The 13,612-nt window shown below is 70.3% G+C and carries 12 protein-coding genes; 5 read left to right on the top strand and 7 right to left on the bottom strand.

Annotation, left to right across the window (positions count from 1 at the left end):
- Nucleotides 1–54 precede the first annotated feature (54 nt).
- Nucleotides 55–1,227, top strand: a complete 1,173-nt coding sequence (locus tag OG714_RS29005; RefSeq protein WP_406125329.1) for a thiolase C-terminal domain-containing protein — start codon at nucleotides 55–57, stop codon at nucleotides 1,225–1,227.
- On the opposite strand, the gene OG714_RS29000 is transcribed toward OG714_RS29005, so the two are convergent.
- The 7 genes from OG714_RS29000 to OG714_RS28970 form a co-directional block, all read right to left on the bottom strand.
- Nucleotides 1,125–2,348, bottom strand: coding sequence for an acyltransferase family protein (locus OG714_RS29000; protein WP_406125327.1), 1,224 nt, complete (start codon nucleotides 2,346–2,348; stop codon nucleotides 1,125–1,127). The genes OG714_RS29005 and OG714_RS29000 overlap by 103 nt on opposite strands.
- Before the next feature lie 96 nt (nucleotides 2,349–2,444).
- A complete protein-coding gene (locus tag OG714_RS28995; protein WP_406125325.1) occupies nucleotides 2,445–3,776 on the bottom strand; it encodes a hypothetical protein in 1,332 nt (443 codons plus the stop codon).
- A 231-nt stretch (nucleotides 3,777–4,007) separates the two neighbouring features.
- A complete protein-coding gene (locus OG714_RS28990) occupies nucleotides 4,008–4,709 on the bottom strand; it encodes a pyridoxal 5'-phosphate synthase (protein WP_406125323.1) in 702 nt (233 codons plus the stop codon).
- A 10-nt stretch (nucleotides 4,710–4,719) separates the two neighbouring features.
- On the bottom strand, nucleotides 4,720–5,598 hold the full coding sequence (locus OG714_RS28985; protein ID WP_406125321.1) for a GNAT family N-acetyltransferase: 879 nt from the start codon (nucleotides 5,596–5,598) through the stop codon (nucleotides 4,720–4,722).
- Nucleotides 5,595–6,194, bottom strand: a complete 600-nt coding sequence (locus OG714_RS28980) for a GNAT family N-acetyltransferase (protein ID WP_406125319.1) — start codon at nucleotides 6,192–6,194, stop codon at nucleotides 5,595–5,597. Before OG714_RS28980 ends, OG714_RS28985 begins: the two co-directional genes overlap by 4 nt.
- A gap of 63 nt (nucleotides 6,195–6,257) precedes the next feature.
- The gene (locus OG714_RS28975; protein WP_406125317.1) at nucleotides 6,258–6,656 is read right to left on the bottom strand and encodes a Zn-ribbon domain-containing OB-fold protein; all 399 of its coding nucleotides are present in this window, start codon (nucleotides 6,654–6,656) and stop codon (nucleotides 6,258–6,260) included.
- A gap of 51 nt (nucleotides 6,657–6,707) precedes the next feature.
- Nucleotides 6,708–7,157, bottom strand: coding sequence for a DoxX family protein (locus OG714_RS28970; RefSeq protein ID WP_406125315.1), 450 nt, complete (start codon nucleotides 7,155–7,157; stop codon nucleotides 6,708–6,710).
- 231 nt (nucleotides 7,158–7,388) lie between these two features.
- Between OG714_RS28970 and OG714_RS28965 the strand changes: the two genes are divergently transcribed.
- The 4 genes from OG714_RS28965 (at nucleotide 7,389) to OG714_RS28950 (ending at nucleotide 13,564) form a co-directional block, all read left to right on the top strand.
- Nucleotides 7,389–8,996: a subtype B tannase gene (locus OG714_RS28965; RefSeq protein WP_406125313.1), complete on the top strand. Its 1,608-nt coding sequence runs from the start codon at nucleotides 7,389–7,391 to the stop codon at nucleotides 8,994–8,996.
- 239 nt (nucleotides 8,997–9,235) lie between these two features.
- A complete protein-coding gene (locus tag OG714_RS28960; protein ID WP_406125311.1) occupies nucleotides 9,236–10,429 on the top strand; it encodes a flavin-containing monooxygenase in 1,194 nt (397 codons plus the stop codon).
- 115 nt (nucleotides 10,430–10,544) lie between these two features.
- Nucleotides 10,545–12,770, top strand: a complete 2,226-nt coding sequence (locus OG714_RS28955; RefSeq protein ID WP_406125310.1) for an acetate--CoA ligase family protein — start codon at nucleotides 10,545–10,547, stop codon at nucleotides 12,768–12,770.
- The gene (locus tag OG714_RS28950) at nucleotides 12,767–13,564 is read left to right on the top strand and encodes an enoyl-CoA hydratase/isomerase family protein (protein WP_406125309.1); all 798 of its coding nucleotides are present in this window, start codon (nucleotides 12,767–12,769) and stop codon (nucleotides 13,562–13,564) included. Before OG714_RS28955 ends, OG714_RS28950 begins: the two co-directional genes overlap by 4 nt.
- Nucleotides 13,565–13,612 lie beyond the last annotated feature (48 nt).

Here is a 13,612-nt window from a genome sequence, read left to right as displayed (position 1 = left end):
GGTCCGTCATATTAGGAGTCCGGGCACGATATGCACAGAGGGAGGAGGCCCCTCATGCCAGTGGGGAGCCGCAAGGTCGCCGTGGTGGGCGTGGCGCTGTCCGACTGCGGGCGCGTGGACGACACGACCCCCTACGCCCTGCACGCCCAGGCGGCCCGCCGCGCACTGGCGGACGCGGGCCTGGCCAGGGAGGTGGTGGACGGCTTCGCGTCGGCGGGCCTGGGCACGCTGGCCCCGGTGGAGGTGGCCGAATACCTCGGCCTGCGCCCGACGTGGGTCGACTCCACCTCCGTCGGCGGCTCGACGTGGGAGGTCATGGCGGCCCACGCGGCGGACGCGATAGCGGCGGGCCACGCGAACGCCGTACTGCTCGTCTACGGCTCGACGGCCCGGGCGGACATCAAGGCGGGCCGCCGCACCGGCAACCTCTCCTTCGGCGCACGGGGCCCGCTCCAGTTCGAAGTCCCCTACGGCCACACGCTGATCGCGAAGTACGCGATGGCCGCGCGCCGTCACATGCTCGAATTCGGCACGACGATCGAGCAGTTGGCGGAGGTGGCGGTACAGGCCCGCGCGAACGCGGCCCTCAACCCCGAGGCGATGTTCCGCGACCCGATCACCGTGGACGACGTGCTCTCCGGCCCGATGATCGCCGACCCGTTCACCAAGCTGCACTGCTGCATACGGTCGGACGGCGGGGCGGCGATCCTGCTGGCCGCCGAGGAGTACGTACGGGACTGCCGTACGGCACCGGTGTGGGTGCTCGGGACCGGGGAGTACGTCTCGCACGCGGCGATGTCCGAGTGGCCCGACTTCACGGTGTCACCGGCGGCGGTGAGCGGGCGGCTGGCCTTCGAGCGGGCGGGAGTCGAGGCGTCGGAGATGGACTTCGCGGAGATCTACGACGCGTTCACCTACATGACGTTGGTGACGCTGGAGGATCTCGGTTTCTGCGCGAAGGGCGAGGGGGGTGCCTTCGTGGAGAAGGGGCGGTTGCGGGTGGCCGGCGGGGAGTTGCCGGTGAACACGGACGGGGGCGGGCTGTCGGCCCAACACCCCGGGATGCGGGGGCTGTTCCTGCTGGTGGAGGCGGTGCGGCAGTTGCGCGGGGAGGCCGGGGCCCGTCAGGTGACCCGGGCGGACGGGGAGTTGCCACGGCTCGGAGTCGCCTCGGGCACGGGCGGCTGGTTCTGCTCCTCGGGGACCGTGGTGCTGGGCCGGGGCTGAGCATCCGGGCGCGAACGGCCCACCGCCACCAAGGACTTCCAGGACCTGTTCCGCTTGAAGGGCATCTCGAAGATCTCGGAGAACAGCCAGGCGCCGAGCACCGAGACGGGCAGGCCCAGAAGAAGCGTGAAGCAGAACGTGGGCATCCCGGGCGACACGAAATGCGGGGCCACGCGGCGGATGACGACCAGGACGACCGGAAGGTGGATCAGATAGAGGCTGTAGGAGAAATCGCCGAGCTTCCGCATGGGCCGCGTGTTCAGCAGCCGTACGAGGAGGGCGGGTCGGCCGGTGGCAACCGAGGCCAGCAGCAGGGCCATTGAGGGAGCGATGGCGAGATCCACCCAGAAGTAGTGGTGCACCGTCCACACGGACCCCTTGATGAGGCCGAGAGCGAGCACGGGCAGCGCGGCGGCCGCGGCGAACCATCCCCACGGCAGCCGCTGAACCCGCTGTGACGCGACCACGACCCCCGCGCCGATCACCCCGGCGACGAACACGGGGGCGAGATGCGGGGCGAGCCAGTTGTCGCCCTCCACCGGGTTCGCGTCTGCGGCCATGAGCCCGCGGACGATCACCGGGAGCGTCACGCACGCGACGACGGCCGCCGCGCCGAACCGCCGCCGGATCAGGAGGATCAGCGGGAAGAGGAGATACAGCTCGGCCTCGACCCCGATCGACCAGAACGCGCCGTTCGGGGTCGGGGCGAAGAACACATCCTGAAGAACCAGACCGTAGACGAGAACTGACGAAGCATCAGGTGGCCCGTAGTGCGAAGCCGGCACCACGTACAGGGAGACGACCAGGCTGATGGCCAACGCCGCCCAGTACGGCGGCAGGATGCGCCAGGCGCGTCGGCGCAGGAACTGGGCGACGCCGCCCGGCCGCCAGCCGTGCCGCGCCGGGGAGAGCGCGAGCGAGAAACCGGACAGCACCAGGAAGAAGACGACGGCGAGGCGCCCGAACATCAGCACGTCCAGCCACCGGGGCGCCGAACTGTTGGGATAGCCCGGGAAGGTGTACAGCCAGCAGTGGAACAGCACCACGTACAGTGCCGCCAGCCCGCGGAGCCCGTCCAGACCCAGCACTTGCCGACGGACGGGCGTCTCACTCGCCCTCATCGCATCCACTGGAATCGCTCAGCCCTCTCTCCGGGCACCGCGCGTGCCGCCTGGTGCCACCCTCGGTGACTGGTACGTGGCGTCCGGCCAAGCAGTTCAATGGTCGGGGTGGACCGTGATGACGGCCTTGTCGTTGCCCGGGTCCGGATCCTTGTCGCCGACGTACCAGTCCTGGGTCGGCTTCTTGTCCCGGAGGGTCAACGTGCCTTCGCCCGGGTCGCCGAGGCGCATCGTGAACGTGAAGGTCTGGGTCCTGCCGGGCTCCAGGGCCTTGATGTCACAGGTGTAGGTGAAGGCGCCGTTCTCGCAGTAGGGCTCGTAGGAGTCCTCGTCGTACTCCCGCATGGGCTGCTTCACCATCTCCATGCCGAGCGGCGGGCTGAACACCAGCTGCTCCGTGGCGCCGGCGTCGGCGGGGCCGTTGTTGCGGACGGTGAGCTTGAAGGTCCGCTTGGTGCCGGGGGCGCCGTACAGGTTCACGTCGGAGACGGAGTAGTCGGCGTGGGTGTCGAGCACGACGTTCGTCCAGCCGCCGCCCTTGGCGTAGGTGCCCTTCTTGGCGGCGGTGGCCTCAGGGCGCAGGGCCGGACCGTCACCGTGGTCCCCACCGGCCATGGCACCCCCGTTTTCCGGCCCCATGTCCAGTGGCCGGGCCTCGCTGTTGAAGGAGGCGTACATCTTCGCCCTGGGTGCGCGGAGCCGGAGCGCGGGCTGGATGGTCACGGTCTGTCCGGGCGCGATACGGAGATCCGGGAAGTCACAGACCGCGATGTGGCCCTTGTAGAAGCCCGGATAACGGCAGTTGGCGTACCGCTTCTCGAACTCCATCTGTTCCAGGCCGATTTTGAGCCCCAGTCCCCTGACCGGCACCTCGCCGGTGTTCCGGACGACGATCGGCCGGCTCAGCTCCGCCCCCGGACGGACTCCGCCGAGTGACTTCGTTGTCAGCACCTCGACCACCGGCTCGCCCACGACGGCCTTCGTCCGGGCGGTGACCTTCTTGCCGCTCCGGTCCGCGTACGTGTACCGGACCACACCGGTGTCCCCCGGCTTGCTGCCCTTGGCCGCGACCAGGGAGACACCGCCGTCCGACCTGCTGTCGTAGTCGGAGCGCACCTCACACGTCATGTGCGTGGGGCTGCCCGTGCAGTTCCCGCCCTTGCGCAGTACGACCGCGCTCTTCGCGCCGGGCAGCACGTCCACGGTGAGGGCGTGATCGGCGGACCCCCTGACACCGGTGTGCGTCTTGCCGTCGTCGGCGGAGAAGTGGAACGGGTCCTTGTCATGGGGGCCGGACCTGTCGCCGACGGGGCGCAGGTAGAAGACCTCGGGTGCGGTGATCGAGGGCGCCTTGTCGGTGGTGCCGCAGGAGGTGAGGGCCGTGAGCAGGAGGGTGGCGGTCGCTCCGACGCCGGCTGCGCGCTTCAACGGACGGCGCGGAGCAACTCGGTCCAGGTGGTGGGAGTTTCTCCGAGGGTGGGGGACTTGAACCGGGCCGGTTCGCTCGCGTTCACAGGTGTGCCGCCTTCCTTTCGAACAAGTCCGTGACTTGCTCCCCTTAGCGGATCAACCTATCTCCGCTCCGCGCCTGCGCGTACACCGGATTTCGCCCCTCGTCCGTAAGCCCCTGACCAGTGGCCCAACGGCACCCCACACAGCTCAGGGCCAGAGCAACCCCTTCGACCAGCCGCGCTCCTCCCGGACATAGCTCAGGCGCACGTGTCGTCGTAGCGCATCGCCCTGGAAGAACTCGGCCTCGTCCGGGAACACGCGGTACAGGGTCCAGGACGGGGCAGGGGTCTCCGGTTCGCGTTGTGCCAGTTCCCAGGCCGCTTCCGATGCCTGCGCCAACTCGGCCAGGGACGGGAGGACTTCGCTCTGGTGACCGGTCAGCGCTGCCGCCAGCGCACCCGTCGAGTGGGCGTGCAGGTCCGCCTGGGATTCGGTCGGGGTCGCCGGGATGACGGGGCCTCGTAGGCGGACCTGGCGGCCGAGGCGGGGCCAGTAGAAGGCGAGGGCCGCGTAGGCGAAGCCCTTCACCTGGTGGCCCTTGCGGCTCGTGGAGTGGGTCGCGAAGGACCAGCCGTCGTCGTCCGCGCCGTGCAGCATCACCATCCGTACGTCCGGGAGGCCGCCGCCTTCCGTCTGCGGGTCGCCGTCCCGCGTCGCCAGCGACATCACGTGCGGTTCGGTCTCGCCCGCCGCCACCGCCTCCGCGAACCAGGTGGTGAAGAGGGCGAGCGGGGTGCTCGGTGCCGCGGTCGGGTCCAGCGGCGGCAGCTTGGTCACCTCCGGGGCCCATACCCGTAGTGACTTCAGCAGTTCGTGGAGATTCGTTCCCGGTCCTGATCCCGTTGCCATGGGGTGAGTATCACCTCGGGGCCGGGGCGGGGTGGAAGTCGTAGCCCGCGAAGTCCTCCACCGGGCGGTAGCCGATGCGCTGGTACAGGGCGTTGCTCGTGGGGTTGGCCAGGTCCGTGAACAGCAGGACCTCCTCCGCGACCGCCGCCCTCGCCATCCTGCTGACCTCGACCGTGACCGCACCGGCGTAGCCCCGGCCCCTGAGGTCCGCCGGGGTGTAGACGGGGGCCACCCGGATCTGTCCGGCCACCTTCGTCGTGAGCCCGGCCATGGACACCGGCGTACCGTCCGGGGTTTCCCAGAGCGTGATCCCGCCGTACGCGATCCGGGAGTCGGCCCACTCGCCGGGATCCTGCGAGGTGCCGCTCTCGCCGATGGCCTTCGCGAACTCGACGTACCAGCGCATGAGTTGTTCGCGGTCGTTTGCCGTCGCGACTCTCGGGCGGCCCGGCGGAACGGGGTCCGGGATCGTCAACTCACCCAGGCGGTAGAGGCATTGGCTCGCGTGGAGCTCGGAGGCGGAGCCAGTCCGTCGCGCCCACGCCTCCGCGAACGTCGATGCCGTGTCCCGTTCACTCATGACGCCTGGCAACTCGTCGCCGAGATCGGCCAGTTGGGATGCCAGCGCGTTGGCTTCCCCGGCGGTCAGCGGCGTCAGCATCAGACGGCCGGGAGGCGTGCGGAAGAAGGCGGCCCGTACTTCGCCGTCTCGTTCCAGTGTGCCGAACACCGGGTCGCCCGCGCCGTACATGCGCAGCCCTCGGTCGCGCAGCGCCGCGGTCACCGTCAGGTGAACCGTGTGCAGGGCGGGGCGGGAACGTAGGAACTCCCCTGCCCGGGTGAGGAATTGGTCCAGGTCCCCGGTGATGTGCCAGTCGCCGGCCGTCACACCGCCACCTCCGGGTCCGTGGCCAGGCGTCCGTGCAGGTGGACGTCGCGGAACGCGTCCCGTGTGCCCGCCTCGAACATCGCCCCGCGCAGCGTCCCCTCGGCCGGGAAGCCGCAGTGTTCGGCGATGCGGCAGGACGCGTCGTGGCCGAGGGCGTGGCCCAGTTCGAGGCGGTGCAGGCCCAGGTCGGTGAGGGCCCAGCGGGCGGCGAGGGTGAGGGCGCGGGTGGCGACGTTGCGGCCTCGGGCCTCGGGGAGGGTCCAGTAGCCGACACGGGCGACGCGGATGACGTGGTCGATGTCGTTGACGCCGATGTGCCCCAGCGTCGTACCGCCGGCCGCGTCCGTGACGCAGAACGACGCGCTGACGCCGTCCTCCGCGTTCTCGGCGCGGGAGCGCAGCGAGTCGCGGGCGCTGCTCGCATCCGTGATCGGCCGCAGCGGGGTGTTCCAGCGCTGGAACTCGGGGTCGGACACCCCGCGCAGCCAGTCCGTCACATCACTGTCGGCATCGGCGTCCCAGGGGCGCAGCCGAAGCCCATGACCGTTCAGTTCGGGGAAGGGCTGCTGGAGAGACCGCTCGCGTATGTGGGCCATCGCGCCATTGAATCAAGCCCCCTGCGCGCCGGGTATGTGATTTTCGGCGGTCCGCGGCCCGGATCACCGTGGCCGGAACACCGGGATCCCGTCCCGGAACCGCACCTCCACCGCCGTCCCGGCCCGCAGCCCGGCCGCCTCACACTCCACGATCTCCGTCATCATCCGCGGCCCCTCCGCGAGATCTACCACCGCCGCCACGTACGGCACCCGCTCCCCGAAGGGCGGCAGGTCGTTGCGGTGGACGACGGACCAGGTGTAGAGGGTGGCGTGGCCGCTCGCGGGCTCCCAGGTGACGTCCTCGCTCCAGCAGTGGGGGCAGAACTCGCGGGGGTAGTGGTGGGCCCGTCCGCAGTCCGCGCAGCGGCGGATGAGCAGGCTGCCCTGAGCCGCGGCCTCCCAGTAGGTGCGGGTGAACGCGTCGGCCTCGGGGATGTCGAAGCGCGGGGCGCCGCCGGCCATCAGGACCGCTCCAGCACATCGGTCATCAGAGCCACCTCAGCGCGTCGGCCATCAGAACCACCCCAGCGCGCTGTCCACCGACCACACCTGCCAGGACATCGCGAACAGCGCCACCACCGAGATGAGCGCCATCATCGCGTTCTGCCCCTGCTCCGCCCAGTCGTGGATCATGAGCGTGAAGTAGAGGACGTTGAGGAGCAGGCCCCCGACGAGCGCGGCCGGGGTGAGGAACCCCGCGACCAGGCCGAGGCCGACCGCCAACTCGGCGTAGACGACGACGTACGCCATCGTGCGCGGGCGCGGCGCGACCATCACGTCGAAGCCCGAACGGACCGCCGTCCAGCGGTGTTTCGCGGCGACGTCGGCCGCCCAGGCGATGCCGGTGCCGCGCTCGAACCAGGCCTTCTTGTCCTTGTGCCGCCAGCTTTCCAGCCACCACAGCCCGAGTCCTATACGGAGGACCGCGAGCCAGTCCGCTCCGCTGAGCCAGATCGCATCCATGAATCTGACGGTACGTCAGAAGTTGAGGAAAGCCGAGGGGCAGCCATGAAAATCCTGTGTTCCGGCCGTGCCGCTGTGGGTCCCCCATGAATCCCCGCGGATTGTTGACGATTTTGTTCGACACCGATTACGTTCGCAAGCGCAAGGCCAAGGAGCGGTCAGGAAGACGCGGTCGGGAAGACGAGAGGCAGCACGGTGAAGCACAGGGCAGTGAAGCGCAGGACGGTAGTCATGGGCATCGGCGCGACCGCCGGTGTCGCGGCGGTCGGCGGCATCGCGCTCAGCGCGAACGCTTCGAGCGACCCGAAGTCGTCCTCGTCCTCCTCGGACACCCTGGTCTTCGACCCGGACGCCTACACGAAACTGACGAAGACCGTCACGGACACCGAGGGCACGGAGCACACGGTCGTCTACCACTTCTGGAAGGCGATCACGTACGTCGCCAACCCGGTGGACGCCACCTACCAGTCCCTGATCGTCAGCTCCCCGGTGTCGGTCGACGGCAAGACGGTCGACGCGAGCAACGCCCCGATCCTGCTCGCCAACTCCATCGGCGGCTACCTCCCCGCCTCCGTGGCGACCGCCACCGAGGTCGGCGGCGGCGGTTCGGCGATGGGCGGCGGCGCGGCCCCGAGCGGCGCCCCCAGCGCCTCGGCCTCCACCTCGGCTTCCGCTGGCGCCTCCGCTCCCGGCGCCAACGGCAACACCAACGCCACCGGCGGCGCCACCTCCAGCAACCAGCTCCTCGCGCTGGCCGCCGGTTACGTCGTCATCGAGCCCGGCGCCCGCGGTCGTACCCTCAAGAACTCCAGCGGCGAGTACTACGGCACCGCCCCCACCGCGATCGTCGACCTCAAGGCCGCGGTCCGGTACGTGAAGTCCAACAAGGGGCGCATCCCCGGCAACGTCGAGCGGATCGTCTCCGCGGGGACGAGCGCGGGCGGCGCGCTGTCCTCGCTGCTCGGCGCGTCCGGCGACAGCCCGATCTACGACAAGTACCTCAAGGCGCTGGGCGCGGCCGACGCCTCCGACGCGATCTTCGCGACCGGTGCCTGGTGCCCGATCACCGACCTGGAGCACGCCGACGGCGCCTACGAGTGGAACTGGGGCGCCAACGACCTGAGCACCGGCAAGACGGTTGACCAGACGGTCTCCAAGGCGCTGCAAGCACAGTTCGCCGAGTACCAGGCCGGACTGAAGCTGCGCGGCCTCGGCGGGTTCGGTCCGCTGAACGCCCGCAACCTCGACGCGTACATGGTCGAGCAGTACCTGGAGCCCTCGGCGACCACGTACCTCGCCGCGCTCTCGGACTCCGCCCGCGCGACCTACCTGAAGGCCAACACCTTCATCACCTGGTCCGGCGGCAAGGCCACCTTCACCTGGGCCGACTTCCTCACCCATGTCGGCGCCCGCAAGAAGGACGCCCCCGCCTTCGACGCCTTCGACCTGTCGGCCGGCGAGAACAACGAGTTCGGCACGGGCACGACCCTGGCCCGCCACTTCACGGCGTACGGCGCGAAGAACGACTCGACGGGCCTGAGCAGCAAGCGGGTTCCGAGCGACATCCCCGCGAAGCTCGACCTGATGAACCCGATGTACCACCTGGTCGAGAAGGTCAACCCGAACCGTTCCAAGCACTGGTGGATCCGCCTCGGCACCAAGGACTCGGACACCTCGCTGACGGTCGCCGCCAACCTCGCCGCCCGCCTCGACAACCTGGGCGACGACGTGAACCACATCTACTACTGGGACGAGGGCCACGGCGCCAACACCGACCCTGGCGACTTCATCAAGTGGATCGCCCAGGTGACGGGCCACAAGGCCAAGCGCGGCAAGTAGTCCCCAGGACGCGGTACCGGTTTCCCGTCATACATTCCGGTCACCGCTTCACGACGCCGAGCCCCTCCGCGCACGGAGCGGGCTCGGCGTCGTGGCTTTTCCGGACCCGCATCCGCTTCTCACAACCAGAGGCCCTACGCCACCGGCCTCACCCAGTCCTCCACACCCGTGATCAATCCGCAACCAATTCCGGGCTTGACCGAGACCCATCAACGTGGGACGTGATTACGCTCGCGCTCATGGCCGACTCCACAGCGTCCCCAACCCCCGCGGCGCAGAACCACGCAGACCGCCCCGTGTACGTCATCGGCGGCGGCCCCGGCGGTCTCGCCACCGCGTACGCGTTGCGCGCGCAGGGCATCCGTGCCGTCGTACTGGAGAAGTCGGACCGGGTCGGAGCGTCCTGGCGCAGGCACTACGACCGCCTGCACCTGCACACCACCCGGCGACTGTCGAGCCTGCCCGGGCTCACGATCCCGCGCCGGTTCGGCCGCTGGGTCTCGCGGGACGACGTGGTGCGCTATCTGGAGAAGTACGCCGAGGTCCACGAGCTGGAGATCGTCACCGGCGTCGAGGTCTCCCGCGTCGAGCGCTCGGCGGACGGCACCGGCTGGCTGCTGCACGCCACCGGCGGCCGCGAACTGACCGGCCGCGCGGTCGTCATCGCCACCGGCACCAACCACACGCCCCGCATCCCCGACTGGCCCGGCCGCGACACCTACACCGGCGAGCTCCTGCACGCCGCCGACTACCGCAACGCCCAGCCCTACGCCGGCCAGGACGTCCTGGTCGTCGGCATCGGCAACACGGGCGCGGAGATCGCCGTGGACGTGATCGAGGGCGGCGCGTCCCGCGTCCGCCTCTCCGTCCGCACGACCCCGCACATCCTGCGCCGCTCGACCGCGGGCTGGGCGGCCCAGTACACCGGCGTTCTCGTACGACGGCTGCCGGTCGGCCTGGTCGACCGGCTCGCGGGGCCGGTGTCCAAGGTCAGCGTGCCGGACCTGTCGGCGCAGGGGCTGCCGCGCCCCGACACCGGGCTGTACAGCCGGGTCAAGCAGGGGTCGATCCCGGTGCAGGACGTCGGGCTGATCGACGCCGTGCGCAAGGGGCGGGTCGAGATCGTGCCGGCCGTGGAGAGCTTCGAGGACGGCAAGGTGGTCCTGGCCGGCGGCGACCGCATCGGGCCGGACGTCGTGATCGCGGCCACCGGGTACGCCCGCTCCCTGGAGCAACTCGTCGGCCACCTCGGCGTGTTGGATGCCCGCGGCAAGCCGGTCGTGCACGGCGCGCGCACCCCGAAGGACGCGCCCGGTCTCTACTTCACCGGCTTCACCAACCCCATCAGCGGCATGCTCCGCGAACTGGCCATCGACGCCGAGAAGATCGCGAAAGCTCTCGCCAAGTCCGTCCGCAAAAGTGCCGTGAGCTAGGGTCCGTCCGTTCTTTGCGTGCACGACAGTTCCTGACGGACTGTCAGTTCAGTAATCTGACACTGCGTCAGTTATTTGCGCTGTCATGGCTGTCACACAGGAGCGGGGCGGACCGATGCTTGGATCAACCCACGGCACCCTCACCACCGACTCCCGCCGGGCCCGGGTCATCGCCTGCGGTGAGCAACCCGGCCCCGCCGTCCACGGCAGGCCCGCCGACGTCGACGATCTCGACGTCAGCGGGCGGCCGTTGTACGCGGGCGTACCCGACCTGGACCGTTTCTTCCGCCCCGAGTCGGTCGCCGTGATCGGCGCCTCGGACGCGGAGGGCCGCCCGAACACGGGCATCACCCGCCAACTCATGGCCTGGGCGGGGAGGGTGGGCGCCCGTCTCCACCCGGTGCACCCCACCCGGACGACGGTCTTCGACGTCCCCTGCTTCCCCTCCATCAGCGATCTCCCCGAACAGGTCGACCTGGCCGTGGTGTTGGTGGCCGACCCCCTCCCCGTGATCGAGCGACTCGCCGAGGCGAAGGTGAAGTTCGCGGTCGCCTTCGCGTCCGGCTTCGCGGAGACGGGCGAGGAGGGCGCGCTGGCACAGGCCCAACTGGCCGCCGCCGTAAGCCGATCCGGCCTCCGTCTCCTGGGCCCGAACACCAACCTCAACGCCTTCGAGAACTTCCGCGAGGACCTGGAAGGGCCCGCGATCGCGCTGATCACCCAGTCCGGCCACCAGGGCCGCCCGGTCTTCGCCCTCCAGGAACTCGGCATCCGCCTCTCCCACTGGGCCCCCACCGGCAACGAGGCCGACCTGGAGACGGCCGACTTCATCTCCTACTTCGCCGAGCGTCCCGAAGTCGGCGCCATAGCCTGCTACGTCGAGGGCCTCAAGGACGGCCGCTCCTTCCTCCTGGCCGCCGACCGCGCCGCCCGCCGCAAGGTCCCGGTGGTCGCGGTGAAGGTCGGCCGCACCGAGACCGGCTCCCGTACGGCCGCCTCCCACACCGGCAAACTCACCGGCGCGGACGGGGTGGTGGACGCGGCGATGCGCCAGTACGGCGTGATCCGCGTCGACGGCCTGGACGAACTCCAGGACACGGCGGCCCTGTTGGCGCGGGCGAAGCCTCCGGTGGCCGAGGGGGTGGTGGTGTACTCGATCTCCGGCGGCACGGGCGCCCACTTCGCCGACCTGGCGAGCGAGGCCGGCCTGCGACTCCCGCAGCTGTCGGACGCGAAACAGTCCGAACTCCACGAGTGGATACCGCAGTACCTGAGCGTGGCGAACCCGGTGGACAACGGCGGTCACCCGGTGGGTGACTGGCGCGGCCGGAAGATCATCGACGCGATCCTCGACGACCCGGAGGTGGGCGTGCTGGTCTGCCCCATCACGGGCCCGTTCCCCCCGCTGAGCGACAAGCTGGTGCAGGACCTGGTGGAGGCGGCGGAACGGACGGACAAGCTGGTGTGCGTGGTCTGGGGCTCACCGGTGGGCACCGAACCGGCGTACCGCGAGGCGCTGTTGGGCTCGTCGAGGGTGGCGACGTTCCGCACGGTCGGCAACTGCATCACGGCCCTCCGCGCCTACTTCTCCCACCACCGCTTCGTGCACGCCTACCGCTCCCCCTTCGACGAGGCCCCCCGCACCGTCTCCCCCTCCTTCCGCAAGGCCGAGGCCCTGATGCGCCCGGGCCAGCAGCTGAGCGAGCACGCGGCGAAACAACTCCTGCGGGCCTACGGCATCCGAGTCCCCCGCGAGCAGCTGGTGACCAGCGCGGCCGCGGCCGTACGGGCGGCCGGGCTGGTGGGCTACCCGGTGGTGATGAAGGCGTCCGGCGCGCAGATCGCGCACAAGACGGAACTGGGCCTGGTGAAGGTGGGCCTGACCTCGGCGAGCCAAGTCCGGGACGCATACCGCGAGTTGACGGACATCGCGCGCTACGAGGACGTGACCCTCGACGGTGTCCTCGTCTGCCAGATGGTGGAACGGGGCGTCGAGATGGTCGTGGGCGTCACCCAGGACGAGCTGTTCGGCCCGACGGTGACGGTCGGGCTGGGCGGGGTGCTGGTGGAGGTCCTGCGGGACGCGGCGGTACGGGTGCCACCGTTCGGCGAGGAGGCGGCACGGGACATGCTCGACGAACTGCGCGGCCGCCCCCTGCTGGACGGGGTACGGGGACGCCCCCCGGCGGACCTGGATGCCCTGGTGGAGGTGATCCTCCGGGTCCAACGCATGGCACTCGAACTGGGCGATGTGCTCGCGGAGTTGGACATCAACCCGCTGATGGTGCTGCCCCGGGGACAGGGCGCGGTGGCGCTGGACGCGCTGGCGGTGTGCCGATGACCGATCCGACGGCCGAGGTCACGCATGCGATCACGGGCGGCGTCACGTACCTCACCCTCAACCGCCCCGAGGCCCTGAACGCGATCACCCCGGCCCAACGGGACCGCCTGATAGCCCTGTTGGAAGAGTCGTCGGCGGACCCCTCCGTCCGGGCGGTGGTCCTCACCGGCACCGGCCGAGGCTTCTGCGCGGGCGCGGACCTGCGGGGAGGCGGAGCGGCGCAGGAGCGGATCGCCGGTGACGTCGCCCGCGTGATCCGCCTGGGCGCGCAACGCCTGATCGCGGCGGTCCTGGACTGCGAGAAACCGGTGATCGCCGCGGTGAACGGCACCGCGGCCGGCCTCGGCGCCCACCTTGCCCTGGCCTGCGACCTCGTACTGGCCGCGGAGTCGGCGAAGTTCATCGAGGTGTTCGTACGGCGCGGCCTGGTTCCGGACGGCGGCGGCGCGTATCTGCTCCCGCGCTTGATCGGCCCACACCGCGCGAAGGAGCTGATGTTCTTCGGCGACACGGTGACCGCGACGGACGCGGAACGGCTCGGCCTGGTCAACAGGGTCGTACCGGACGACGAGTTGGAGAAGACGGCCCGCGACTGGGCGGAACGCCTGGCCACCGCCCCGACCCGCGCCCTCGCCCTCACCAAGCAGCTCGTCAACGCGTCCCTGGACACCGACCGGACGACCGCGTTCGCGGCGGAGGCGGCGGCACAGGAGATCAACATGACGACGGAGGACGCGCGCGAGGGGGTGGCGAGCTTCGTGGAGCGGAGGAGTCCGGAGTACCGGGGACGGTGACCCGCAGGAACCGTTGGCTCGGGGGGATCGACCTCCACCCCCTGGTCT

Origin of the sequence: Streptomyces sp. NBC_00989 (assembly GCF_045162655.1) — a bacterium.
Lineage (GTDB): Bacteria > Actinomycetota > Actinomycetes > Streptomycetales > Streptomycetaceae > Streptomyces.
Note: the sequence above shows the minus strand (reverse complement) of the source record. Positions and strands in the feature narration are given on the sequence as shown.